This is a genomic window from Myxococcus sp. MISCRS1 (genome assembly GCF_026626605.1).
Classification (GTDB): domain Bacteria; phylum Myxococcota; class Myxococcia; order Myxococcales; family Myxococcaceae; genus Myxococcus; species Myxococcus fulvus.
Map to the genome: position 1 here is coordinate 3,774,264 of NZ_JAPNKB010000001.1, position 25,038 is coordinate 3,799,301.

Annotated in this window: 17 protein-coding genes; 12 read left to right on the plus strand and 5 right to left on the minus strand. The window is 67.3% G+C overall.

The features are described from left to right. Positions 1–241 precede the first annotated feature (241 nt). The 3 genes from OWM54_RS14595 to OWM54_RS14605 all read right to left on the minus strand — a co-directional run bounded on the left by OWM54_RS14595 (position 242) and on the right by OWM54_RS14605 (position 3,736). Entirely contained in the window at positions 242–1,450 is a 1,209-nt protein-coding gene (locus OWM54_RS14595) for a copper oxidase (RefSeq protein WP_324289117.1), read from the minus strand. A 274-nt stretch (positions 1,451–1,724) separates the two neighbouring features. Beyond that, positions 1,725–3,251, minus strand: coding sequence for a TolC family protein (locus OWM54_RS14600; RefSeq protein ID WP_141648410.1), 1,527 nt, complete (start codon positions 3,249–3,251; stop codon positions 1,725–1,727). After that, positions 3,248–3,736, minus strand: coding sequence for a heavy metal-binding domain-containing protein (locus OWM54_RS14605; protein WP_324289118.1), 489 nt, complete (start codon positions 3,734–3,736; stop codon positions 3,248–3,250). The genes OWM54_RS14600 and OWM54_RS14605 overlap by 4 nt, the downstream gene beginning before the upstream one ends. 226 nt (positions 3,737–3,962) lie before the next feature. Here OWM54_RS14605 and OWM54_RS14610 point away from each other — a divergent pair, with 226 nt between their 5' ends. The 9 genes from OWM54_RS14610 to OWM54_RS14650 all read left to right on the plus strand — a co-directional run bounded on the left by OWM54_RS14610 (position 3,963) and on the right by OWM54_RS14650 (position 16,363). Then, the gene (locus OWM54_RS14610) at positions 3,963–4,415 is read left to right on the plus strand and encodes a cupredoxin domain-containing protein (RefSeq protein ID WP_267697895.1); all 453 of its coding nucleotides are present in this window, start codon (positions 3,963–3,965) and stop codon (positions 4,413–4,415) included. Between the two features lie 343 nt (positions 4,416–4,758). Next, the gene (locus OWM54_RS14615; RefSeq protein WP_267697896.1) at positions 4,759–6,177 is read left to right on the plus strand and encodes a TolC family protein; all 1,419 of its coding nucleotides are present in this window, start codon (positions 4,759–4,761) and stop codon (positions 6,175–6,177) included. Positions 6,178–6,190: 13 nt separating this feature from the next. Continuing rightward, positions 6,191–7,606, plus strand: a complete 1,416-nt coding sequence (locus OWM54_RS14620) for an efflux RND transporter periplasmic adaptor subunit (RefSeq protein WP_267697897.1) — start codon at positions 6,191–6,193, stop codon at positions 7,604–7,606. A gap of 3 nt (positions 7,607–7,609) precedes the next feature. Continuing rightward, positions 7,610–10,912 carry an efflux RND transporter permease subunit gene (locus OWM54_RS14625; protein ID WP_267697898.1) on the plus strand — a complete coding sequence of 1,101 codons (3,303 nt, stop codon included), beginning with the start codon at positions 7,610–7,612 and terminating at the stop codon, positions 10,910–10,912. A 157-nt stretch (positions 10,913–11,069) separates the two neighbouring features. Continuing rightward, a complete protein-coding gene (locus OWM54_RS14630; protein WP_267697899.1) occupies positions 11,070–12,497 on the plus strand; it encodes a sensor histidine kinase in 1,428 nt (475 codons plus the stop codon). After that, positions 12,494–13,894, plus strand: a complete 1,401-nt coding sequence (locus tag OWM54_RS14635; RefSeq protein WP_223738424.1) for a sigma-54-dependent transcriptional regulator — start codon at positions 12,494–12,496, stop codon at positions 13,892–13,894. Before OWM54_RS14630 ends, OWM54_RS14635 begins: the two co-directional genes overlap by 4 nt. A 379-nt stretch (positions 13,895–14,273) precedes the next feature. Beyond that, positions 14,274–15,047: a hypothetical protein gene (locus tag OWM54_RS14640; RefSeq protein ID WP_267697900.1), complete on the plus strand. Its 774-nt coding sequence runs from the start codon at positions 14,274–14,276 to the stop codon at positions 15,045–15,047. A gap of 218 nt (positions 15,048–15,265) precedes the next feature. After that, positions 15,266–15,850, plus strand: a complete 585-nt coding sequence (locus tag OWM54_RS14645) for a DUF305 domain-containing protein (RefSeq protein ID WP_267697901.1) — start codon at positions 15,266–15,268, stop codon at positions 15,848–15,850. A gap of 135 nt (positions 15,851–15,985) precedes the next feature. Further along, positions 15,986–16,363 carry a hypothetical protein gene (locus OWM54_RS14650; RefSeq protein WP_267697902.1) on the plus strand — a complete coding sequence of 126 codons (378 nt, stop codon included), beginning with the start codon at positions 15,986–15,988 and terminating at the stop codon, positions 16,361–16,363. Positions 16,364–16,421: 58 nt separating this feature from the next. On the opposite strand, the gene OWM54_RS14655 is transcribed toward OWM54_RS14650, so the two are convergent. After that, on the minus strand, positions 16,422–17,696 hold the full coding sequence (locus tag OWM54_RS14655) for a type II restriction endonuclease (protein ID WP_267697903.1): 1,275 nt from the start codon (positions 17,694–17,696) through the stop codon (positions 16,422–16,424). Between the two features lie 287 nt (positions 17,697–17,983). On the opposite strand from OWM54_RS14655, the gene OWM54_RS14660 reads away from it, so the two are divergent. From OWM54_RS14660 to OWM54_RS14670, 3 genes are read left to right on the plus strand one after another with little or no spacing between them, the layout of a single operon-like run. Further along, positions 17,984–20,452, plus strand: coding sequence for a heavy metal translocating P-type ATPase (locus OWM54_RS14660; RefSeq protein WP_267697904.1), 2,469 nt, complete (start codon positions 17,984–17,986; stop codon positions 20,450–20,452). 42 nt (positions 20,453–20,494) lie between these two features. Further along, positions 20,495–21,091: a c-type cytochrome gene (locus OWM54_RS14665; RefSeq protein ID WP_267701128.1), complete on the plus strand. Its 597-nt coding sequence runs from the start codon at positions 20,495–20,497 to the stop codon at positions 21,089–21,091. Positions 21,092–21,119: 28 nt separating this feature from the next. Beyond that, a complete protein-coding gene (locus tag OWM54_RS14670) occupies positions 21,120–21,545 on the plus strand; it encodes a DUF5666 domain-containing protein (protein ID WP_267697905.1) in 426 nt (141 codons plus the stop codon). Between the two features lie 342 nt (positions 21,546–21,887). Here OWM54_RS14670 and OWM54_RS14675 read toward each other — a convergent pair whose 3' ends face one another. After that, positions 21,888–25,034 carry an efflux RND transporter permease subunit gene (locus OWM54_RS14675; protein ID WP_267697906.1) on the minus strand — a complete coding sequence of 1,049 codons (3,147 nt, stop codon included), beginning with the start codon at positions 25,032–25,034 and terminating at the stop codon, positions 21,888–21,890. Positions 25,035–25,038 lie beyond the last annotated feature (4 nt).

Below are 25,038 nucleotides of genomic sequence, written 5' to 3' on the forward strand. Positions count from 1 at the left end.
GCTGCGCCTCGATAGCGTCAAGGCTACGCGAGGACCTGCGTCATCATGGTTCAACGAGGCGCGTGGAGAGCATTGTCGGCTCGGCGCGTCCACGGGGGCGACAACATTCCTGCCCCAAAGGGCCACTCGTTGGCACTCACGAGGCCTCGGTGCAGGAGTCTCGGGGTAAAGAGTCAAATTCTACGCCACGAAGAGGGACACGTAATGGACCGACGTGTCCCGCAAGCCGGTGTCAATGGCGTTACGAGGATGAGCCGGGCTCGACCGGTGCCGGTGCATTCACGTCGATTCCGTCCCGGCGAAGCTCGTCCGTGCCGGCCGCAATCGCCAGTGTACTGGGCGGGTTGTCGTACCAGCCCGGGTCCGCGTAGCTCTCCAACCTTTCGCGAACCTTAAGCACGGTGAACATACCACCTGCGGTTATGTAGTCGTGCTTGCCCCGGGCCCCCAGCATGGGAATGGAGTTGGGTGGAACGGGCATCCCCATTTCGGCCATCTCCGCCATGCCCGTCTGTCCCATCGTCATGTAGCCCGGCAGCAGCGAGCGCACCTTCGCGTCCAGACTCCCCGGATTCACGCCAATCATGTTGGGGAACTCATGGCCCATCTGGTTCATCATGTGGTGGGTCATGTGGCAGTGCAGGGCCCAGTCACCGGGCGCGTCCGCCACGAACTCGATGACACGTGTGCTGCCCACGGGGACGAGCACCGTCCCCTCCGGCTGCCGCGCAGACTCGGGGACGCGCCCGGCGTCCGTTTCGGTGATTCGGAAGTGGTGGCCGTGAAGGTGGATGGGATGGTGGTTCTGCGGGCTCAGGTTGCCCAACCGGATGCGCACCCGCTCCCCCTGGCGCACCACGAGCGGCTCCGTGCCTGGAAACGCCTTCGCGTTCATGGTGAGCACGTTGAAGTCCGTCATCTCGTTCGGATTGGGCCGCCCCGTGCCGACGTCGATGCGCCATTCATGCAACAGGATTGCGAAGTCCCGGTCGACGCGGGGCCCCGCAGGCTGGCGAGGATGGATAATGAACATCCCCGTCAGGCCGAGGCCAATCTGCGTCATCTCGTCATGATGCGAGTGGTACATGTTCGTACTCGCTTGGCGCAGGGTGAATTCGTACCGGAACGTCTCACCCGGGGGGATGGACTTCTGGCTGAGGCCCCCCACGCCGTCCATGCCGCTTGGAAGCAGGATGCCGTGCCAATGGATGGTGGTGGCCGCTGGTAGCCGGTTCGTGACGTAGATGCGCACTCGGTCACCCTCCACCGCTTCGATGGTGGGTCCGTGGACCCGGCCGTTGTAGCCCCAGCAAAAGGCTTTCAGTCCCGGAGCAAACTCGTGCTCCACCTCCTCGGCCACCAAGTGGAAGACCTTCACGCTGTCCACGACCCTCCATGGCAGCTTGGAGCCATTGGGCACCACCACGGGTCGGTAGTCCCGGTTGGGCATTCCGGGGCGCAGCCAATCCTGCCGCGTATGGCGCTGGCCGATGTCTGCGGCGGAGCCCTCGCGGGGCCCCTGGGCCCTTGGGACGTCTGACTGAGCGCGAGCCGCAGAGCCGCTCAGCAGCAGCGCGCCTCCCGTGAGCGTGACGCCGGCCGTGGCCAGCATGCTCCGCCGCGTCAGCGTTCCCTCGGCTCCAGTCTCGGGAAGGTTTCCAGGGGGGCCCCTGCGCTCCGGAGTCCGAGGAGCGTCATCCTCGCGGCCCGGTGCGTGCTCGGTCTCAATCGTGCGGGTTCTCATGGGGAGTCTCCGTGCCGTTGGCGGTGTCCTGTCCATGCCCGGTGTGCGTCCCAGGCTGTGCTGGCTGCGAGGGTTGCGCGGGCTGGATGGGCGGCCCGGGCTGCGCTGGTGGGGCGGGCTGCACCGGCTGCGTGGGTGATGGCGTGGATGTCGCACGACCCTCCCGAAGCCGGCCGCCTACGAGCCGCTCGAGTTCGGCCCGCGCCATCCAGTAGTCGCGGACGGCCTCGATGTAGCCTCGGTACGCCTCCACCTGCTCGCGCTTGGCGGAGAGCAACTGGAAGAGGCCAATCTGCATGGCGTTGTACTGGAGTTGCGACTGCTCGACGACCTTCTCGCGCAGCGGCAGGACCACCCGCCGGTAGCGGTCCGCCACCCCGCGGAGCGCCAGCAGCCGGGCGCAGGCGGCGCGGACCTCCGAGCGGGTGTTGACGGACAGCTCCGTGAGCCGCCGCTCGCCCTGGCGGTGCTGGGCCTCCAGGCGGGCAATGAGGGCTTGGCGCTGGTCGAAGATGGGCAACTCCAGGGACAAGGTTGGGCCGAAGAGCCTCGGGCCGTCCGCGTCCTGGTGCGTGTGGACGCCCACTTCCACCCGGCCGAAAAAGCGCGTACTCCGCGCTAACTCCAGCGCGTTCCAGAGCAGCGCGGCCTGCTTCCGGGCTGCGTCGATGTCCAGCCGCTGGCGGATGGCAAGCGACTCCAGGTGTTCCAGTGGGGCTTCCTGCTCGGGCAGCGGCGGGAGCTTCTCGGACACGGTCCACTGCGTGCGTGGGCCCCACAGTCCCATGAGGCGGTTAAGGTGCTCCCGGGCCTCCACCCACGCGACCTCACCCTCCGACAGCTCGAGCCGGGCTTCCTCGGCAGCAGCCTGCTCACTGGCAAGGTCCAGTTCGGTGATGTTACCTGCGGAGCGCAGCCGCACAGCGAGGTCCGCCGCCGCTTCAGCCGCCTGGAGCGCCATGCGTCGCAGTTCCACGAGCTGCTTGAGGGCCTGCACCTCACTGTAAGCCTTCCGCACCTCGGCCGCGGTGGCCAGCGCTTCATGCGCCACGCGCAACGTGTCGGCCATGAACTGTTCCCGGGCGACGCGCTTGCGCAGGGGAAGCGTGAAGAGGTTCACGAAGTCCTGCACCAGCGAGACCTCGTACTCTTTGGAGCCAACTCCGGAGATGGGAAAACCGAAGCTCCCGTCCAACGTCGGGTTGGAGAGCAGCCCGGCCTGCACCATGTCGGCCTGCGAGACACCCAGTTCCTCGTAGGTGCCCTGGAGCGCCGGATTGTTGAGCAGGGCCACCTCCACCGCATGGTCCGAGGTGAGGTCTTCCTTCAGGAGCGCATCGAGATGGCGGGCGACCTCGGCATCCTCCGGGGTGCCCTGGTTCCAGCGCGTCTTCCGGCCCAGCCGCTCCTCGACGAGGGCCGCCACCTCCGCGTGGCCACGCTCCTTCTGGATGGACGCGCAGCCGCCCGCCATCAGCGCCGCGCCAGCGAGTACGGCCAGCCTCATGGATGCCCTCCGTGTCCATGGTCATGGCCCGTAGGCGCTGAGCCTGGCTGCCCCGCATCGGTGGCCTCCGCGCCCGAGGGCTTCTCCGGCACCAGCTTCATGCCGCACTTCGGGCAGGTGCCCGGCTTGGCGGACCGCACCTCATGGTGCATCGGACACGTGTAGACGGTGGCTCCCGCATCCGAGGCGGAGGCCGGAGAGGATGCCCCGTGCTGGGTGTGCCCCGCGCCTTCTGGCGCCTTGGCGGGCGCGGGCACTTCCGGAGTGGGGGCCGCGAATGCGGTCGGCTGGGCAGCAGGTGGAGCCTCGGGGGCATCCGGATTCGATGGGTCCATCGCGGCGGGTGGCCTCTTCGGCTCGGAGACGCAGGCCGCGAAGGACAGGATGCTCGCCAGCACAACGAGGGTTCGGCGCATGGGGGACCTCGGGGACATGCCGCGATAGCATCCAGGAAGAGGACCCATGTCGATGCCCCAGTGGTCCATGGGGTTCACAACCTCACGGCTCCGTGCAACGAGGCCGCTTCACGTTCCACCTGTGACCGAGCCGGTTACAGCGAAACCCGTCTGGGCACTCCGGACAGGGGCCTCGCCATGGCAACTCCGCCTGAACAGGCGCGTTCAGCTGTCGGCACGCGTTGTGCTCTAGCGAGCCGTACCCACAGGATGCCGGACGTCCCGAGGGCATCCTCACTCCGGGAGCAACCAACCGATGAAGAAGAGCCTGATGGGAGTCCTTGCTGCCCTCCCCCTGTTCGCCGCGGCCCCTGCGGTCGCGTGTGAGGAGCACGCCAAGCAGAGCGAGCACGCCAAGCACAGCGAGCATTCCGCACACGGAGGCACGGCCAAGGCCGCAGCGCCTACGCAGAAGCCCCCCTCGGCCCCTGCCGCCAAGAACGGCCTCCAGACCGTGGATCTCACGGTGACCTCCAAGGGCTTCGAGCCCGCGAACGTGAAGGTGAAGGCCGGCCAGCCAGTCCGCCTCGTGGTCACCCGCAAGACGGACAAGACGTGCGCCACGGAGATCGTCGTGGCCGACCTGGGCATCAACCAGTCGCTCCCCCTGGACACGCCAGTGACCGTGGAGTTCACCCCCAGCGAGTCGGGCACGCTGCGCTACGCCTGCGCGATGGACCACATCAGCGGGCTCGTCACCATCCAGTAGTCCGCCGCGCCGTGGCGCGGGCCTCGCGTAGGGCCGCGCCGCAGCTAGGCATCCAGCCGTTCCGGGACGACGTTGCACCGGGAGAACATGGTCTCCAGACAGCGTCCCCGCGCCGGTTCAGCACGCAGCTCGCGGTGTGATTCTTGGAGTTACACCGTGACTCCACGGGCTCCGGCTTCCTCGGGCCCGCGCGCGAATCTCCCGCGGCGCTCCCTCTCACCCACGAGGGCCTGCCCATGGCACAGGCCCTGCTGCCCTCTCTATCGTGCAATCAACTCTCGACATGTCACAGCCAGCCCTCTCCCCTGTGCGGCGATGCGGCTCGATGAGGCACGTGGCTCTCATGCTGGCGCTGCTCTCTCCGGTGGCGGCGCTGGCCCAGGAGGACGCCCGCGCGCCAGCCATGCAGGCCACCTCCATGCCGGCGCTGTTGACTGACCCAACGCTTGCGCAGCTCCTCACGGAAGCCCTTGAGGCGCGCCCTGAGCTGCGTCAAGCCAAGGCACAGGTCCAGGCGGCGCAGGAGCGCGTTCCCCAGGCGGGTGCCCTTCCGGACCCGGTCCTGCAACTGGGCATCCAGAACGACGGCTTTGGCGAGCTCATGATTGGCGAAATGGAAGGCAGCTACTACAGCATCATGGCCTCACAGGCCGTACCCTTCCCTGGCAAGCGTTCGCTGCGTACCGAGGTCGCACGCTTGGGGGCCAAGGCCACGTCAACGCAAGTCCTGCGAGCGCGGCTGTCTATCGAGGCTGAGGTGCGCCGTGGCTACCTCAACCTGGTGCTGACGCGCGAGCGGCTCAGGCTGCTGGACCGGCTTGAGGCGATCTGGAAGCAATCCGCCGAGACAGTCCGCATCCGCTACGAAACCGGTGAGGGCGCCCAATCCGACCTGCTGCGCTCCCAACTCGAACTCAACCGGCTGCGTCAGCGCCGGGTGGCACTGAACGCCGACGAGCGCACCCGGGTGCAGACCCTGAACCGGCTGAGTGGCCGGCCTCTTGATGCGCCCCTGCCCACCACTCTGCGCGTGCGCGACCTGGGGGTGCCGGAGTTCGGTGACGCCGAATCAGCGACGAAGGACGCGCTCGCCCGCAGCCCCGAGCTAGCCCAGGCGCGCGCAACGGTGGAGCAGGCAAGCCAGCAGGTGGCGCTGGCGCGACGTGAGCGCCTGCCCGACTTCACCGTGAGCGCGGGAGTCATGCCCCGTGGCGGCGACTTCCCACCCATGTGGCAGGCCAATGTCGGCGTCACCCTGCCCATCTTCTCCGGGAGGAAGCAAAACCGCGCGGTAGCGGAGAGCCGCGCCAATGCCGAGGCCACCACTCAGGCCACGGAGGCAGTCGAGCAGGTGCTGCGGCTGCGGGTGCTGGAGCGCCTTACCGCCCTGGCCGCGCTGCGCGACACGGTGACCCTCTTCCGCAGTGGCATCTTGATGCAGTCGTCAGCGACCGCCGAGAGCACCCTGACGCAGTACCGCGTCGGACGCGCCTCGTTCGCCTCGGTGCTGGAGGCCAACACCGGCATCATCCGCGACGAGGAGGAGTACCTGCGGACGCTCGTGGATGCGCAGCGCCTCGCCATCGCCCAGGCCGAGGTGAGCCTGGAGCCCGTCGGCTCCATCGCCGCGGGCGGCCTCGGCTCGGGCGGCATGCCCGGAGCGGGCAGCACCCCGTCGGGCCCCGCCCCCGCCACCTCGCCTGGTGGCACTGCCGGCGCCGCGCCCGCCGCCGCCTCCTCGTCTTCCATGTCCGGAATGTAGTTCTGGAGAACCCATGTCTCTTGAGAACCCTTCGCCGTCCCCCGCGCGCCGCCGCTTCGGAGCCGCCGCGCTCGCCGCCGCGGCGCTGGCCAGCGCCGTCCTGGGCGGAGGCGCCGTGCACCTGCTGTCCCACCAGGATGAGGCGCATGAAGCCCTCGCGCCGGATCCCTCGGCCAGCTCCACCCCATCCGCCTCCGAGCCAGCCGCCACTCGCTACCAGTGCCCGATGCACCCGAGCATCGTGCAGGACCACCCGGGCAAGTGCCCCATCTGCGGCATGGATCTGGTGGCGCTTGCGCCGGCTGCTCCCGGAGGCGAGGGAGCCGCAATGGTGCAGGGGCTGGCCCCCGTCACCATCGACGCCTCGCGCCAGCAGCTCATCGGCCTGCGCACCGCTCCGGTGACGGAGGGCAAGGTCGGGGGCACCTGGCGGACCAACGGCCGCGTGGCCGTGGACGAAACCCGCGTGCGCCGCGTCAACATGAAGGTCGCCGGCTTCGTCGAGCGCGTGCACGCGGACTTCACCGGCAAGCCCGTGCGCCAGGGTGAGCCGCTCCTCTCCCTCTACAGTCCCGAGTTGCTCGCCGCGCAGGAGGAGTACCTGCTGGCCCTGCGCACCCGCCAGGCCCTGGGCGAAGCCGGGGGAATGGCCACGGACGGCGACACGCTGGTCGCGGCGGCCCGACGCAAGCTGCTGCTCTGGGACGTGCCGCCGGCCGCCCTGGAGCGGCTCGCCCGCGCGGGCGAGGCCACCCGCACCCTCACCCTGGTGTCGCCCATCTCGGGCGTCATCACCAAGAAGGATGTCGTGGAGGGAGCGCGCCTGGAGATGGGTGCCACGCCCTATGAGGTCGTCGACCTGTCGCGCGTGTGGGTCCTCGCGGACGTGTACGAGAGCGAGCTGCGCCACGTGAAGGTGGGCATGCCCGCCAACCTCCAGCTCAAAGCCTTCCCCAACCGGGTATTCGCCGGGAAGGTGGCCTTCCTGGACCCTGTGCTGGAGCCGGCCACGCGCACCGTCAAGGTGCGCCTGGAGTTCCCCAACCCTGACGGCGACCTGCGCCCCGAGATGTTCGGTGAAGTGGTGCTCCGCGGCATGACGCGGGACGCGCTGAGGATTCCGTCCGACGCCGTCGTTCCCACCGGCACCACCCAGGTCGTCTTCCTGGCGCTCGGCGACGGGCGCTTTCAGCCCCGCGAGGTCCGCCTGGGCGAGTCGGATGGAAAGAGCGTGGAAGTGACGTCGGGCCTGAAGGCCGGCGACCAGGTCGTCACCGGCGCCAACTTCCTCGTCGACTCCGAGTCGCGCCTGCGCGCGTCGCTGGCCGTGCTGGCCTCCTCTTCATCCGGCAGCGCCACGGCAGAGCCTCCCCCCTCCTCGCCTCCGGCGAATGCTCCCCCGGCCCCCTCCGGCCACGAAGGTCACTGAGCCATGATTCGCGCCATCATCCGCTTCTCGGCGGAGAACAAGTACCTGGTCATCGCAGCCACCGTGGTGGCGCTCATCGGCGCTTGGTGGACCATGCGGAACATGCCGCTGGACGCGCTGCCCGACCTGTCCGACACCCAGGTCATCGTCTACGGCCGGTGGGACCGCAGCCCCGACATCATCGAGGACCAAGTCACCTACCCCATCACCACCGCGCTGCTGGGCGCCCCCAAGGTGAAGGCGGTGCGCGGCTTCAGCGACTTCGGCTTCAGCTACGTGTACGTCATCTTCGAGGACGGCACGGACATGTACTGGGCACGCACGCGGGTGCTTGAGTACCTGTCGAAGATAACGCCCCAGCTTCCGCAGGACGTGAAGGTGGAGCTGGGCCCGGACGCCACCAGCGTGGGCTGGGTGTTCCAGTACGCGCTCGTGGACAAGAGTGGCAAGCACCGGCTGGACGAGCTGCGCTCCTACCAGGACTGGTTCCTGCGGTATCAGATTCAAAGCGTCCCCGGCGTCTCCGAGGTGGCCACCGTGGGCGGCCAGGTGCGCCAGTACCAGGTGACGGTCAACCCCAACACCCTTGCCAGTTACGGGCTGTCGCTAGACGCGGTGGTGCGCGCCGTCCGTCAGGGCAACAACGACGTGGGTGGACGGCTCGTGGAGGTGGCCGGGCGCGAGTACATGGTCCGGGGCCGTGGCTATGTGAAGAACGTGGAGGACATCGAGAAGCTCGTCCTCAAGGCCCAGGGCGGCACCACCGTCACCATCAAGGACGTGGCCAGCGTGGCATTGGGCCCCGAACTGCGCCGTGGCGTGGCCGACCTGGACGGTGAGGGGGATGCGGTGGGCGGCATCGTGGTCATGCGCCAGGGAGAGAACGCCCTCAACGTCATCGAGCGCATCAAGGCGAAGCTCGAGGAGCTCAAGCCTTCGCTGCCCGAGGGCGTGGAGGTCGTCACCACCTATGACCGCTCGGACCTCATCGAGCGCGCCATCGACACGGTGACGCACAAGATGGTGGAGGAGATCATCATCGTCTCCATCATCATCCTCATCTTCCTGTGGCACGCGCCTTCGGCCCTCGTACCCATCGTCACGATTCCCGTGTCGGTAGCGCTGGCGTTCATCCCCATGTACGCGATGGGGCAGAACGCCAACCTCATGTCGCTGGCCGGCATCGCCATCTCCATCGGCGTGCTCGTGGACGGCGCCATCGTCGAGGTGGAGAACGCGTACAACAAAATCCACCACTGGATTAAGGACGGGAAAAAGGGCGACTTTCACCAGGTGCGCCTGGAAGCGCTGATGGAGGTGGGGCCGGGCGTCTTCTTCAGCCTGCTCGTCATCGCCGTGGCCTTCATGCCCATCTTCACGCTGGTGGACCAGGAGGGCCGCCTCTTCCGCCCGCTGGCGTACTCGAAGAACCTGGCCATGGCCATCGCCGCGCTGTTGGCCATCACCCTGGACCCCGCCATGCGGATGCTCTTCGCGCGGGTGGAGCCCTTCCGCTTCCGCCCGAGGCTCCTGGCGTCGGTGGCCACCACGGCCCTGGTGGGCAAGTACTACTCCGAGGAGCGGCACCCCATCAGCCGGCTGATGCACCGGCTCTACGAGGGCCCCTGCCGCTTCGTGGTGCGCCACGCCAAGGCCACCATCGCCGTGAGCGTGCTGCTGGTCGCCACTACCATCCCCGTGTACCTGCACCTGGGCAGCGAGTTCATGCCGCCGCTCAACGAGGGTACCATCCTCTACATGCCTTCGGCGGTGGAGCCCGGCATGTCCGTCGCCGAGGCGCAGCGCGCGCTGCAAGTCCAGGACAAGCTGCTCATGCGCTTCCCCGAGGTGGAGCGCGTCTTCGGCAAGGCCGGCCGCGCCAACACCTCCACCGACCCCGCCCCCTTCACCATGATGGAGACGACGGTGCTGCTGCGCCCCGAGTCCCAGTGGCGCGAGGTGCCACGCTGGTACAGCAATTGGGCTCCCGAGTGGCTGAAGAGCGTCCTGCGTCCCTTCTGGCGTGACCGCATCACCCAGGCGCAGTTGGAGTCGGAGATGAACGCCGCGCTCCAACTACCGGGCATCTCCAACGCGTGGACCATGCCCATCAAGGGCCGGCTGGACATGCTGACCACCGGCATCCGCACCCCCGTGGGCATCAAAATCATGGGCGCGGACCTGGCCACCGTGGAGCGGATTGCTCGCGAGACGGAGGCTGCGGTGGCCCGGGTGGAGGGCACCCGCAGCGCATTCGCCGAGCGCGTGGCGGGCGGCTACTTCCTGGACTTCGTCCTCAAGCGCGACGAACTCGCCCGCTACGGCCTGAGCGTGGACGACGCAAACATGATGGTGATGACCGCGGTGGGCGGTGACAACCAGTCCACCACGGTGGAAGGTCGCGAGCGCTACGGCATCAACGTGCGCTATGCCCGCGACTACCGCGAGGACCTCCAGGCGCTCAAGCGCGTGCTGCTGCCTCTTCCCGGCGGCCAGGGCCAGATTCCCATGGAGGCCATCGCGGACGTGGTGCTCGCTCACGGCCCCTCGATGATTCGCAACGAGAACGGAATGCTAACCGGCTACGTCTACGTGGACTTCGACACGTCGAAGTACGACGTGGGCGGCTTCGTGGAGCGCGCCAAGGAAGCGGTGGCCGCAGGCGTGAAGGTGCCCTCCGGCTACTCCATGACCTGGAGCGGGCAGTACGAAAACATGCTGCGCGTCCGGGAGCGGCTCCAGCTCGTCATCCCGCTCACGCTCGTGCTCATCTTCGGGCTGCTGTACATGAACACGAAGTCAGCCTTCAAGGCGGGCTTGGTGATGCTGGCGGTGCCCTTCTCGGCCATCGGCGCGGTGTGGCTGCTCTGGGCGCTCGACTACAACGTCTCCATCGCGGTGTGGGTGGGCATGATTGCCCTGATGGGACTGGACGCGGAGACCGGCGCCTTCATGCTCCTCTTCCTCGACCTCTCACATGACGAGGCGAAGAAGCGGGGCCTGCTGCGCACTGAGGGCGACCTGGTGGAGGCCATCATTCACGGGGCCGTGAAGCGCGTGCGGCCCAAGGCGATGACGGTCATGGCGGCGATGCTCGGCCTGCTTCCCATCATGTGGTCCACTGGCACGGGCGCGGACGTGATGAAGCGCATCGCAGCGCCCATGGTGGGCGGCCTCGTCACCAGCTTCCTGCTGGAGCTGCTCGTCTACCCGGCTGTCTACTTCCTCTGGAAGCGCCGCGAGGTGGTGCCGGGGCCGGCAACCCCCGAGGCCGAAGTCGCTGGCGCCGCTGCCATCCCCGCCTGACACTGTCGCCGTCACAGTGTGACGCTCTTGGTCACGCTTCACACTTCCCTGCCCACAAGACCGGAGCCTGTGTCAGGAACGAATTCAGGCACTTGCTGCGGGCAGGGTGTTGGCCTGCGCATTGCTAAACTGCCACCTTCGTTCGCTGGGGGACGCTGTGTCCGGAACCGCTCGCAGGCTCCTATACGCCTTCTCGCTCCTCGTCCTGGCCTTCGGCGCGGCGGCCTATGCCGCGCTCGAAGGCATGGCGGAGATCCACGAAGCCCTGCACAGCGTGCGGAGGCAGGAGACCGCCGTGCGCACCACGTTGTCGCTCGCGACCGCGGTGCGAGACCTCTACGCGCACCTGGCCCATACCCTCATCCTCGGCAATGCCAGCCACCTGCCGCTCTACGACGGCGCCCACCGCCGCGCGCTGGCGCTCCTTGAGCAGGTCCAGGCGCAGGCAATTACCCCCGAGGAGCGAGCCCAGGTGGACACGATGCGCCGCACCACGGCGGAACTGGACTTGCTCTTCCGGGAGGCACTCGTCCCGGCCGTTCTGAAAGGGGACCGCACCACAGCGGTCCGTGAGCACTCCCGGGCACTGGAGCTGGTCGGAGTCATCCAGGAGAGCGCGGACACACTGGCTTCGCACTACGAGCGCGCCATTGGGAATTATGAGGAGCACGCGAGCACAGTCCAGCATGGCAGCTTCCGATGGACCGTCGTAATCCTGGCCGCCGCGGCCCTCCTCGCAGCGGGTGTGGGCCTCTATATCGGCCGTTCGGTAGCCCGTCCTGTGTCCCTATTGGAGGCCGGTGCAGCCCGTATCGCTGCAGGCGACCTCACCACCCGCATCGCGCTGAACCGCCCGGATGAGTTCGGAAGATTGGCACAGCAATTCAACCGGATGACCGCCGCGCTTCGTGAGCACCAGGAGCGTCTGGTGCAGAGCGAGCGGCTGGCGGGCATTGGCCGCCTGGCAGCGGGCGTGGCGCATGAAATCAACAACCCCCTGGGTGTCATCCTGGGCTACGTGCGCCTGCTTCAGCGCAAGGCGGAAGGCGCGCTGGCCGATGACCTGCGCATCATCGAAGAGGAGACGCTGCGCTGCCGTGACATCGTGGAGGGGCTGCTCGACCTGTCGCGACCGCTCCAGGTTCCGGGTGAAACGCTGGAGCTGCGAGAGCTGGTGGAGGAGGTCGTCTCCCGGCTGCGAGAGTCCGCCCAACTCTCCGACGTCTCCTTGACGGTGGAAGGCGAAGCCCGGGTGGCCGGCCACCCGCAGCGGCTTCGCCAGGTGGTCACCAACCTGCTCAAGAACGCCGTGGAGGCCGCAGGGCCTTCGGGACAGGTGACGGTGGCCATTCACGCGCGCGAAGGTGAGGTGGCGCTCACGGTCCGCGACACCGGACCAGGCCTTGCTCCCGAAGCGCACGAGCGGCTCTTCGAGCCCTTCTTCACCACCAAACCTCAAGGCACCGGGCTGGGGCTGGCCGTGTCACAGGCCATCGCCCAAGCCCATGGAGGCCACATCCAGCCACGCAATCTCCCCGGACATGGCGCGGAGTTCACCCTGCATCTCCCCCGGAGTACGCCGTGACGAACAGACCGAGCGTTCTCGTCGTCGACGACAAAGAGAACATGCGTCACCTCTTCACCCGGATTCTGGGTGACGCCTACCAGGTGAGGACGGCTGAAGACGGCGGCCGTGCGCTCACTCTCATCCAGACCCAGGAGTTCGACCTCGTAGTGACGGACATCCGCATGCCGGGGGCAGACGGCTTCGAGGTGCTTAGGGCCGTCAAGCAGCACTCGCCGGCCACCGAGGTCATCATGATGACGGCGTATGCCTCCGTCCCCAAGGCAGTGGAGGCCATCAAGGAGGGGGCCTACGACTACCTGCCGAAGCCCTTCGACCCGGACGAGGCATCCCTGGTCGTGGCTCGCGCTCTTGAGCGCAAGCGGCTCAAGGAGCAGGCGGCCACATTGCGGCGCGAGTTGGAGGGCATCTACAGCTTCCAGAACATCATTGGCAGGAGCCCACCAATGCGCACGCTCTACGGCCTGCTGGAGCGCGCCGCCGAGTTGGACATCACGGTGCTCATCACCGGAGAGACGGGAACGGGCAAGGAGTTGGTGGCCCGGGCCATCCACCACCACGGCCCGCGGAAAGACCGGCCCTTCGTCGCCGTCAACTGCGGCGCGCTGCCCTCGGAGCTCATCGAGAGCGAGCTGTTCGGTCACGCCCGGGGGGCATTCACCGGCGCGGTGGAGACCAAGCCCGGCCTTTTCGAATCCGCGTCGGGGGGGACCATTTTCCTGGACGAGATTGGCGAGCTGCCCCTGGCTGTCCAAGTAAAGCTCAACCGAACTCTCCAGGATAAAGAGGTCCGACGTGTCGGTGACTCGGTGGCGCGCCGCATCGACGCACGCGTCATCACCGCCACCCACCGCGACCTCAAGGCCGACGCCGCCGCAGGCCGATTCCGCGAGGACCTGTACTACCGGCTCAATGTCTTCCCGGTACATCTGCCGCCCCTGCGCGAGCGGCGCGAGGACATCCCGTTGCTGGCGATACACTTTGTGCAGAAGGCGGCGAAGACCTACCACCAGTCGGTGGACGGCTTGGAGCCGGACGCGCTACGCGCGCTGACCGGGTACAGCTGGCCCGGCAACGTGCGCCAGTTGGAGAATGCCATCGAACGCGCGGTTGCCATCGCCACGGGCTCCCGCCTGGGCCAGGGCGACCTTCCACCGGAAGTCGCGGGGGCGCCCCAGGGGGCACTGCCCGCGAGCCAGCTGGTAAAGATGCCCTTCCGTGAGGCGGTGGACCTGGCGCGGGACCACGCGTCCCGGGACTATCTCATCGCCCTGCTGAGGGAGTTCGGGGGCAACGTGACTCGAGCCGCGGAACGGGCGGGCATGGAGCGCGAGAGCCTCCATCGACTCCTCAAGCGCTATGGACTGCGTTCCGATGACTTCAAGGAGCCAGATTGAACGTCCAGCTCACGCACGCCAAGGAACGCTTCGCCTCCAGCAACGCCACAGCAGAAATTAAATGCAACCGAGTTTCACAAACACGCAAGCACGTCTATTAGGTCCCCCCTGGTCTGACTCTTCACGCGGACATTCCGAAAGGCTCGACTGATGGAACTCCTCAAGCGGACGCTGTGGGCACTCCCTTCCCTGGCGTTACTGACCATAAGCGGCTGTGACGACGACTCGGACACCTTCCCCTCCGCCGAGAAGGACGTCGTGTTCGTTGTGAATGGCGGGAGCCACTCTCTCAGCGTCATCGACGTGGAGCAGTGTGAGTTATCCGCACCACGTCAACCTGAGCCCGGATGGAACCTCGCTCGTGGTGGCCGTCCCTGGCATGGACCTGAGTGGAGGGCACGGCGGCGGCCACGCGGGCCACACCATGCCGGGCAAAGTCCTCCTCCTGGACGCGAAGACGGGCGAGACCCGGGCCATATGGCAGTTCGACGCGATGCCCCACAACGGCGCCTTCTCGCCAGATGGCACCGAAGTCTGGACGGCGTTGATGTCGGAGCCGGGCACGGTCCTCGTACTCGACAGCCGGACGCTGGAATCAAGGCAGACGGTCACCGTGGGGGACATGCCCGCGGAGGTGACGTTCTCACAGGATGGCCGATATGCCTTCGTTGCCAACGGTGACTCCAACAGCGTCACTGTCATCAACGTTGTGACCAAAGCAGTGGAGAAGACAGTGCCCGACGGTGCCAACCCCGTGGGGGCCTGGCCGGGGAACGACGGCCTCATGTACGTGGACAACGAGGACGGGAAGAGCCTGACCGCTATCAACTCCGGGACGCTGGAGGTCGCGCGCACCTACGGATTGGGCTTCACGCCGGCCATGGCCGCCACGGCCCCCAACGGCGACCTCTGGGTGACGGACACTGACAATGGCAAGCTCATCTTCTTCGCGGCGGGAACCACGACGCGCCAGGGGGAACTCGCCACAGGTGCCGGCGCTCATGGCATCACCTTCTCCGCCGACGGTGCCACCGCCTTCGTCACCAACCAGGCAGCGGGGACGCTGAGCGTCGTGGAGGTTGCCACCCGTACCATTCGGAAGACGCTCACTGTGGGCACCAAGCCCAACGGTCTCGTCTTCCGCAAGAACTGATTTCTTCCAACAGCAGCCCTGGCCTGAAGTCGCAGTGCGCGTTGGCTCGCCAAACCGCACAAGTAAGCCTCGCGGGCCAAGCCTGTAACCTCGCCGCTCACAGCTGACAAGGAACTGCTCCGTGCTCAGTTTCTGGTCCTGCGAGCGTTCCTAGTGCCTCGGCTCGGCGAGGCGTACAGGGCGTCGAGCGTGGAGGTTGCGAACATATGAGTCCCCCTATGCTGTGCCGCGCACTGACGGTCGTATTGCTCATGGTGGTGGCAGGCTGCGGAGACGACGAGTCGAGCTCCCATGGCATGTCCATGGGCGATGACGTCGCCCCCGAACAGCTCGTCGTGGACGGCAACTACTCCGACGAGCGGTTCATCGACATGATGGCCGCGCACCACCAAATGGCCACCGAGATGGCCATGGTCGAGGAGCAGCGCGGGACGCGCCAGGATCTCCGGGCGCTGGCGACGAAGATGATCCAGGATCAGCGGCAGGAGATTGACGAACTGAAGGCCCTCAAGCAGGCCCATTTCGGCTCCTCGGACGTGCCGACCATGATGAGCGAGTCCGAGATGCAGAACAGCGGCATGCTGATGCCCGACGAGCTTGCGCAGAAGCCGGACGTCGACAAGGCGTTCATCGACTCGATGATGCCTCACCACGCGGGCGCCATTCAGATGGCGACTGTCGCGCTCCAGCGGAGCAGCATCGCGGAGATCCGCGCCATGTCCCGGAGAATCATCGACGCGCAGGCGGAGGAGGTCGGCCAGCTGATTGAGTGGCGTAAGGCGTGGTACGGCAGTCAGCCATAGGAGAGCCGGGCGTGCTCAGGGTTGTAGGCGGCAAGCCACCGCTTACACCGCCATCCCACTTTGGCTCGGCCAAGCCATCCTCCAGCTTCGGCAGCACCTTTTCTTTGGGGAAGCTCGAGTCAGGGAGGAAATGCCATGAGGAATTTTGGGTACGGCCTACTCATCACCACGGGACTGCTCTTCGGACCGCTCGCTGGAGCCCAAGGCACCAGTCAGGCGCCGAAGGCGGAGCGCCAGACGGACGCATCCGCGCAGCAGCAATCCGGCTGTCCCTGCGAAATGATGGGCGGCGGAATGATGGGCCAGGGCATGGGCGGCGCGGGAATGAACTGCTCCATGCGCGGAATGGCGGACGTGAAGGTGGAGCAGACGCCGACAGGGGCCATTCTGCGGCTCACCGCAAAGAACGCCGGCCAAGTCGAGGAAGTTCAGCGCATGGCGCAGGGGATGCAGCGCTGCATGAGCGGAAGCGGCACCCAGCAGCAGGGCCAACCGGCCTCGCCCGGTCAGTAGCAGCGCTGACGACAGCGTGCTGTCTCGGTCTGGAATGTAGTGTTCCTGAGAGGCACGCTCACGGATGGAGGCGGCGAGCCACCGCCTGCACGGCCTTGAGCCCCTGCCCGAAGCGGCCCATCGCCTCGCGGTGGCGCTCCAGCTCACCGTAGGGAAGGTAGCGCACGTCGAGGTCCGCGACTCGGCGGAAGGCAGGGCGCACGAGCTGCTGCCGGACATCCTCCTCGCGGCGGTCTGGCGCGACGAGGAACAGGCCCCTCGTGGCGGAGCCCGGGGCCCCCAGCGCCAAGTCTAGCAGCCGCACGATGCCGGAGTAGATGGACGTCGTGTGCTCCACCTCGAACGCCGCGGCCACCGCGGCGCGTCCCTTCTCCAGCCAGAGCACGTCGATGAGACGGACCGCTTCGCCCCCTGGTGCCGTCGCCACGACTGACGGCAGCTCCGCGAGGCACCCATCTCCGAGCAGGCCCGTGCCGCAGCGGCGTCCGCGGTCATTGGCGGCCACCCACACGTCGTAACCGAGTGCGGCGCCCAGGTCTCTCAGCCAGCCCTGGACCTCGGTGTGGGTGAGGTCCTCGGCCTCGGCAGCCTCGCGGGCCTTACGTGCCCCCGCTGCCTCGGTCCGCACCTTGGCCAGGTCCGCCTCCCAGGCAGCTCGCGCCTCGACGTCCTCCTCCCCGGGCGGTGGCGCATACCGGCCACTGCCGATGTCGAAGAGCAGCCCGCCCACGGCGCCCAGGTCATTGGAGAGCAACTCGCGGTGGGTCGCATTGAGCCGGAGGACGCCCTCGCGCATGGCGAGGTACTCCTCCCACTTGCCCAGCTTCACCTTCGCACCGGTGAGCGCGTTGTAGCCGTTCACGATGGCCGTGTTGAACGGCGGCATCAGCGTGGGATGCAGGAAGTAGAGCAGGTTCGCCGCGGCGGGCCCGAGCCCCTTGATTTTCCGCTCATCGAGGGCGCGGATGGCCGCCACGAGCCCCTCACCGTCACCACAGCAGGCACACGCGGACAGGAAGCGGCCGAAGGCGCGCTGGTTCTCCGGGGACTCGTAGATGTCCGGGATGCGCAGCTTGGGCTTCCACAGAAAGGCGTGGTCCGCGCCCTTGAAGATCTGCCGCTGCTCGGACACCGAGCCCACCACGGTCTCCAGGGACGAGCCCTTGTACACGTTGCCGAAGGTGCCCTTCTCGATCTCCTCCACCACCGTGGCCAGGCCGCGGCGGATGGAGCGGAAGTTCTTCAGGCGCTCCTCCCAGAGGAACCAGGAGCGGTAGGTTCCGCCCGGGTCTTCGCGCCACCGGGAGATGAGGGAACGGAGCGGTTCGGACATGCCCTCATGTTCCAGCGCGCCCGCGGGGTTCGCAAACCGGGTGTGACCGACCTCATCAGGGTGTAACAGCACCGGTTACGCCGCGAAAGCGTACGCCTGAGCAGAATTGCGGACTTACCTCTCAGGCATGGCTGGCCTCCGGGTTGCTTGTTACCGGGATGGGGAGGCCTCCTCATCGAGAGCATCCCTCCGAAGCGGGCGGGCAGCCGTGGGCCGCCTCCAGATTCACCCGGAACTGTAAGAGGGGATGGGGTGCTTCGTGAGCACCGGTGAAAGGAAGCGCGACGATGACGACGCATCACCCCCCAGATGTCCACGCCGGGCACCACCCTCCGCACCTGCCGGAGGACAAGGTGAAGGACCCCGTCTGCGGGATGTTCGTGGACCCCCATGACGCGAAGGGCGGCAGCCACGTGCACGAGGGGCACACCTACTTCTTCTGCAACCCGAAGTGCCGCGAGAAGTTCAAGGCGGAGCCGCAGAAGTACCTCTCCCCCGAGACCCAGCCGCCACCGGCACCTGCCCCTGCTGGCACCGCGTACATCTGCCCGATGGACCCGGAGGTGCGGCAGGACCACCCGGGCACCTGTCCGAAGTGTGGAATGGCCCTGGAGCCCGAGCAGCCAGCCGTCCAGACACGCACCGAGTACGTCTGCCCGATGCACCCTGAGATTGTTCGGCCCGAGCCCGGGACGTGTCCCATTTGCGGCATGGCGCTTGAGCCACGGACTGTCACCCTTGAGGAAGCGCCGGACCCGGAGTACCTCGATATGCGGCGGCGCTTCTGGGTGAGCCTTGCCCTCTCGCTCCCCCTGTTCGTGCTGGGTATGTCCGAGATGATTCCCGGGCAGCCCGTGCAGCGCCTCGTTCCAGGGCCGCTCATGGCCTGGGTGCAGCTCGCCCTGGCGACGCCCGTTGTGCTGTGGGGCGGCTTCCCCTTCTTTCAGCGGGGTTGGGCGTCGGTACGCAACCGGCACCTCAACATGTTCACGCTGATTGCACTGGGAACGGGCGCGGCCTACGGCTTCAGCGTCTTCGCCACCCTCTTCCCCGGCCTCCTGCCCCATTCCTTCATCGGCCACGGGGGCCACGTGCCCGTGTACTTTGAAGCCGCAGCGGTCATCACCACGCTGGTGCTGCTGGGCCAAGTGCTGGAACTCCGGGCTCGTCATGCCACCTCGGGAGCCTTGAAGGCGCTCCTCGGGCTGGCTCCGAAGACGGCACGGCTGCTGCGCGAGGACGGGCGCGAAGAGGACGTGCCGCTGGAGCGGGTCCACGTGGGTGACCGCCTCCGGGTCCGCCCTGGTGAGAAGGTGCCCGTGGATGGCATCGTCCTGGAGGGCGAGAGCGCCGTGGACGAGTCCATGGTGACGGGTGAGCCCATTCCCTCCGAGAAGGCGCCCAATAGCCGGGTGACGGGCTCGACTGTCAATGGCACGGGCAGCTTCGTGATGCGGGCGGAGCGCGTCGGCCGCGACACCCTCCTCTCACAAATCGTGCAGCGGGTGGCCGAAGCCCAGCGCAGCCGGGCCCCTATCCAGCGCATCGCAGACACCGTCTCCGGCTGGTTCGTGCCCGCAGTGGTGGGAATCGCCGTCCTGACGGCGTTCGTCTGGGGGCTGTGGGGGCCGGAGCCCCGCCTCGCCCACGCGCTGGTCAACGCGGTGGCCGTCCTCATCATCGCGTGCCCGTGCGCCCTGGGCCTGGCCACGCCCATCTCCATTGTGGTGGGCATGGGTCGCGGCGCGCAGGTCGGCGTCCTCATCCGAGACGCGTCGGCACTCGAGGAGTTGGCGAAGGTGGACACTCTCATCGTCGACAAGACGGGCACGCTCACGGAGGGCAGGCCAAGCCTCGCCACGGTGGTGCCGGCCCCCGGCTTCGACGAGGCGCGGCTGCTTCACGTGGCCGGCAGCATTGAGCGCGGGAGCGAGCACCCGCTCGCGTCCGCCATCGTGAAGGGCGCACAGGAGCGCGGTGCCGTCCTCACGGAGGCCACCGGCTTCAAGTCCGTGACGGGCCAAGGAGTGACAGGCCACGTGGGCGGTGCACAGGTGGCGCTGGGGAATGCCAGGCTCCTCGCGGGGCTCGGCATCGACGCCGAGCGACTCGTGCAGAAGGCGGAGTCCATGCGGCGGGAGGGCCAGACGGTGATGTTCGTCGCCGTGGATGGCAAGCCTGCGGGGCTATTGGGCGTGACCGACCCGGTGAAGGCCACCACGCCCGAGGCCATACAGCAGCTGCGGGCCGACGGGCTGCGCCTCGTGATGCTTACCGGCGACAGCCGGACGACGGCGGAAGCGGTGGCCCACCGCCTGGGCATTGACGAAGTTCATGCCGAGGTGCGCCCCGAGGAAAAGAACGCGTTGGTGAAGCGCCTGCAGGCCGAGGGGCAGGTGGTGGCCATGGCCGGAGACGGCGTAAATGACGCGCCCGCGCTCGCCCAGGCCAACGTGGGCATCGCGATGGGCACGGGCACCGATATCGCGATGGAGAGCGCTGCTGTCACGCTGGTGAAGGGTGACCTCCGCGGCATCGTCCGCGCCCGGCACCTCAGCCGCGGTACCGTGCACAACATCCGCCAGAACCTCTTCTTCGCGTTCATCTACAACGTGCTCGGCGTCCCCATCGCCGCTGGGGTCCTCTACCCGTTCTTCGGTCTGCTGCTGAGCCCCATGATTGCCAGCGCGGCGATGAGCATCTCGTCCGTCTCCGTCATCACCAATGCCCTGCGGCTCAGGCGGCTCGACCTCTGACCACCGCCCCCGCCAGCTTCAGGAGGAGAAGCTACCGTGAGCATGCGCCGCAACGTGGTGGGAGGACTGGCCGTGATAGGCGCTCTGGCGCTCGCCCTGGGCGTGGGTGGCGGGGTGTATGGGCTGGCCATGGCGCGACGCGGCTTCTCGGCCCGAGACGAACCCTCGGCGCTCGAAACAAAGGTGGCACGTGCGGCACGGAGCCTCAGCATGCCTGCCGGCGCACGGGAGGTGAACAATCCACTCGTTCCCGTCCCGTGGCAGGCGCTCGCCGACGCACGTGCTCATTGGGGTGACCACTGCGCCATCTGCCACGCGGCGGACGGCAGCGGACAGACCCCCATCGGGCAGGGGCTCTATCCACGCGCCCCCGACATGCGCGCGGCCCCGACCCAAGACCTGAGCGATGGCGAGTTGTACTGGATCATCCAAAACGGCATCCGCCTGACGGGTATGCCCGCCTGGGGGCAAGCCCACGACGAAGTGGGCAACAACGACAGCTGGGCTCTCGTCGGGCTCATCCGCACGTTGCCGCGCCTCAGCCCGGAAGAGTTCGACGAAATAAAGGCCGCCATGCCCCAGTCCCAGCACGAGTTCAACGAGAAGCGCATGGAGGACGAGTTCCTCGACGCGCAGTAGCGCCCAACTACGCAAGGAGAGCAATGCCATGAGAACTAAACTCCATCGTCCTCCCCTCACCGGCCTCACCGTACTGAGCCTCGCCCTGCTGATGCCGGCCATAGCACTCGCCCACGGCAAGGACGGGGCGCACGTCATGGGAACAGTGAAGGAGGTGAAGCAGAACACTCTCGTAGTGGAAACGAGCGACGGGAAGCAGCAGGAGGTGATGACGGACCCCAACACTCGTTACGAGAAGAGCGGCGTGGCAGTCACCGCTGCCGACCTCAAGGCAGGTGAGCGCGTCGTCGTCCACGGCATGAAGATGAACAACGGACAGGTGCATGCGCAGTTGGTGAAGTTCGGCAAGCCGCACGCCAATGGCCCTGAAAAGCAGAAGGGCGATACCAAGAGAGCCGAGCCAGCCCCCACTCCGCCGGCGCAAGGTGAAAGCCACGAGCACTCAGGACACTGAGGCCTGCGTCTATCTGGCGCTCGCGACTTCGAAACCTGGGCCGAACCTCGCAACAGACCATGAGGGGGCCGACCGTCCCTCCCCCCATTCAATCGCTGCGTCAAGAGCGCGGCATAGCCACCTTCGGCACCGCGTCAATGCGAGTGAGCGAGGCGCGCAAGGGGCCAGCGAGTTCCTCTGCAAGCGCGGTGGCGCCGGAATCACCAAGCGCACTGCAAACAGCCTTGAGGGTGGGCACCAGCCCTCACCCCGCCCGAGCGAATTCGAAGCAGCGTTGAAGTCCGCGTCCTCGCCCATGGGACCAGGCCACAGCCCCAAGCCTGCCAACCGAACCGCACCCGCTCACCCCCCCACGGGCTCTGAGGCGGCAGGGAGCGCGGGCGGCCGGCCGAAGCGCCGGAAGAGGACTGGCACCACCAGCATGTTGAGGAAGGTGGAGGACAGCAGTCCCCCGAGGATGACCACGCCCATGGGCGCCTGAATCTCATTGCCCGGCTCGTTACCCGCGATGACGAGCGGCACCAGGGCCAGCCCCGCGCACAGTGCCGTCATCACCACGGGCGCCAGCCGCTCCAGCGAGCCCTGCACCACGGCCTCGGCGAGCGTCTTCCCTTCCTCCTTCATCAGGTGCTCGTAGTGACTCACCATGAGGATGCCGTTGCGCGTGGCGATGCCAAACAGGGTGATGAATCCCACCAGCGACGCCACGCTCACCACGCCGGAGGTGAGCGCCACGGCAACCACACCGCCGATGAGCGCCAGCGGGAGGTTGATGAGTGTCAGCAGCGAGTTGCGCACTGAGCCGAAGGCCACCACCAGCAGCAGGAAGATGCCGACCACCACCCCCACGCTCAGCCAGCCAATAGTTCGCGAGGCCTCCTCGGCGCTCTCGAACTGGCCGCCGTAGTCCACGTAGTAGCCCGTTGGCATGGGCACTTCGCGGGTGAGGCGGGACCGCAAGTCATCCACCACCGAGGTCAAGTCTCGGCCCGCCACGTTGGCCTGCACCACCATCTTCCGCTGCACGGCTTCGCGGCTGATGGTGTTGGGACCTGACTCGCGCGTGAGGCTCGCCAGCATCTTCAACGGGATGCGTTGGCCGCTGGGCGTGTCAATGAGCGTGGAGGATATAGCATCCAGGTCCGCACGCGAGGCGTCATCCAGGCGCACGGCGATTTCCACCACCCGCTGTCCCTCCAGCACGGTGCCCACCATCTCCCCGGCAAAGGCCCGCTCCACCGACTCGGCCACCTCGCCCGCGGTGAGCCCGTAGCGAGCGACCGCATCCCGGTCCATGCGAATCTCCAGCTCGGGGATGTCCACCTGCTGCTCAATCGCCACGTCCACCGCGCCAGGGGTGCCCTCGGCCACCTTCTTCACCTGCTCCGCCAGCGTGCGCAGTCGGTCCAAATCATCGCCATAGATTTTCAATGCGATGTTGGCCCGCGTGCCCGACAGCATGTGGTCGATGCGGTGGCTCAGTGGCTGGCCGATGGTGACGATGACACCGGGCACCTGGGCCAGGGCCTTGCGCATCGCCTCCAACAGCGCTTCTTTGCTCCGCTCACCCTTCGAGAGGTCCAGCCCTACGTCCAATTCGGCGGCGTTGACGTCCTGCGCGTGCTCGTCCAGTTCGGCGCGGCCGGTACGCCGGGAGGTGGACGCCACCTCGGGGAAGGACAGCAGCACTTCCTCCACCCGCCGGCCCAGTTTGTCTGACTCCTCCAGCGATGTACCCGGCAGCGTGACGACATTCAGCGTGAGGGTGCCCTCGTTGAACTCGGGGAGGAAGGAGCGTCCGAGGAACGGGACAACGGCCAGCGTGGCAAGCAGCGCCAGCGCGGCCCCGGCGAGGATGGCGCGAGGCCGTGAGAGTGCCCACAGCAGCACCGGCCTATAGCGCTCCTTCAGCCAGCGCAGAACCGGCCCCTCATCCGCGCCCAGTGCCTTGGCCTTGGGCAGCAGGTACGCACACAGCGCGGGCGTCAGCGTTACCGCCACCACCAGCGAGGCGGCGATGGCCACGATGTACGCCAGGCCCAGCGGCGCCAGCATCCGCCCCTCGAGTCCCGACAGGAAGAAGAGAGGCAGGAAGACGAGGATGATGATGAGGGTGGCGAAGACGATGGCCTGGCGCACTTCCACCGAGGCCCGATAGATGACCTCCAAGGCGGGGCGGTGCTGACCTTCGGGCAGGTGAGCATTCTCCCGCAGGCGCCGGAAGACGTTTTCCACGTCGATGATGGCGTCGTCCACCAGAGCGCCGATGGCGATAGTGAGGCCGCCAATCGTCATGGTGTTGAGCGTCACACCCATGGCCTTGAGCGCCAGCACCGCGGCAACCAGCGACAGGGGGATGGCGGTGAGGGAGATGAACGTCGCCCGCGCGTTCATCAGGAAGACGAGCAGGATGAGCGCGACGAGAATGGCCCCGTCTCGCAGCGCCACGGACACATTGCGCACCGCAACGGAGATGAAGTCCGACTGGCGGAAGATGTTGCGGCCCACCACCATGCCCTGCGGCAACGTGGCCTGCACCTCGTCCAACGCCGCGTCCAGCCGCTTCGTCAGCTCCAGCGTATTGGCATCCGGCTGCTTCATCACCGCGAGGATGACGGCAGGCTCTGCGTTGGCACTGCCCTCCCCGCGCTTGAGGCGAGGCCCTACTTGAACGTTGGCAACCTGCCCCACGGTGATAGGCACGCCCCCACGGACGGTGACAACCGTGCCCGCCAGGTCCTCGACGCCCTTGGCGCGGCCCACGGCTCGCAGCAGGTATTCCTGCCCGCCTTGCACGTAGAAGCCGCCGGAGGCGTTGTGGTTCGTCGTGCGCAGGGCGGTGGCCACCTGCTCGAAGGAGACATTGAGCGATTGCAATGCCTCCGGGCGCAGCAGGACCTGGTACTGCTTCACCACCCCACCAATCGGCACCACCTGGGAGACGCCCGGTACGGACAGCAGGCGCTTGCGCAGCACCCAATCCGCCGCTCCTCGCGCTTCCATCATCTGCGCCTCGCGGCCCGCCGCGTCCGCCGCCAGCGCGTCCTTCTGCCAGGAGACGGAGAGGAAGAGGATTTCCCCCATGACGGAGGAGATGGGCGCCATGGAGGGCGGGGGCACGTCCGGCGGGAGCTGTGCGGCGACGAGTTGGAGCTTCTCGTTCACCACCTGCCGGGCCGTGTAGATGTCCGTCCCCCACTCGAACTCCACCCAGACGATGGAGATGCCCACGCCCGAGGCCGAGCGCACCCGGCGCACACCCGTGGCGCCGTTGACGGCCGTCTCGATGGGGAACGTGACGAGCGTCTCCACCTCCTCGGGCGCCAAGCCATGGGCCTCGGTGAGGACAGTCACGGTAGGAGCAGTGAGGTCTGGGAAAACGTCCACTGGCATGCTCCGGGCCACCTGAAAGCCCAGCACCAGCAGCAGTACGGAAGCGGAAACCACCAGCAATCGGTTGTCGATGGCCCAGCGAATGAGGCGATTCATCGTC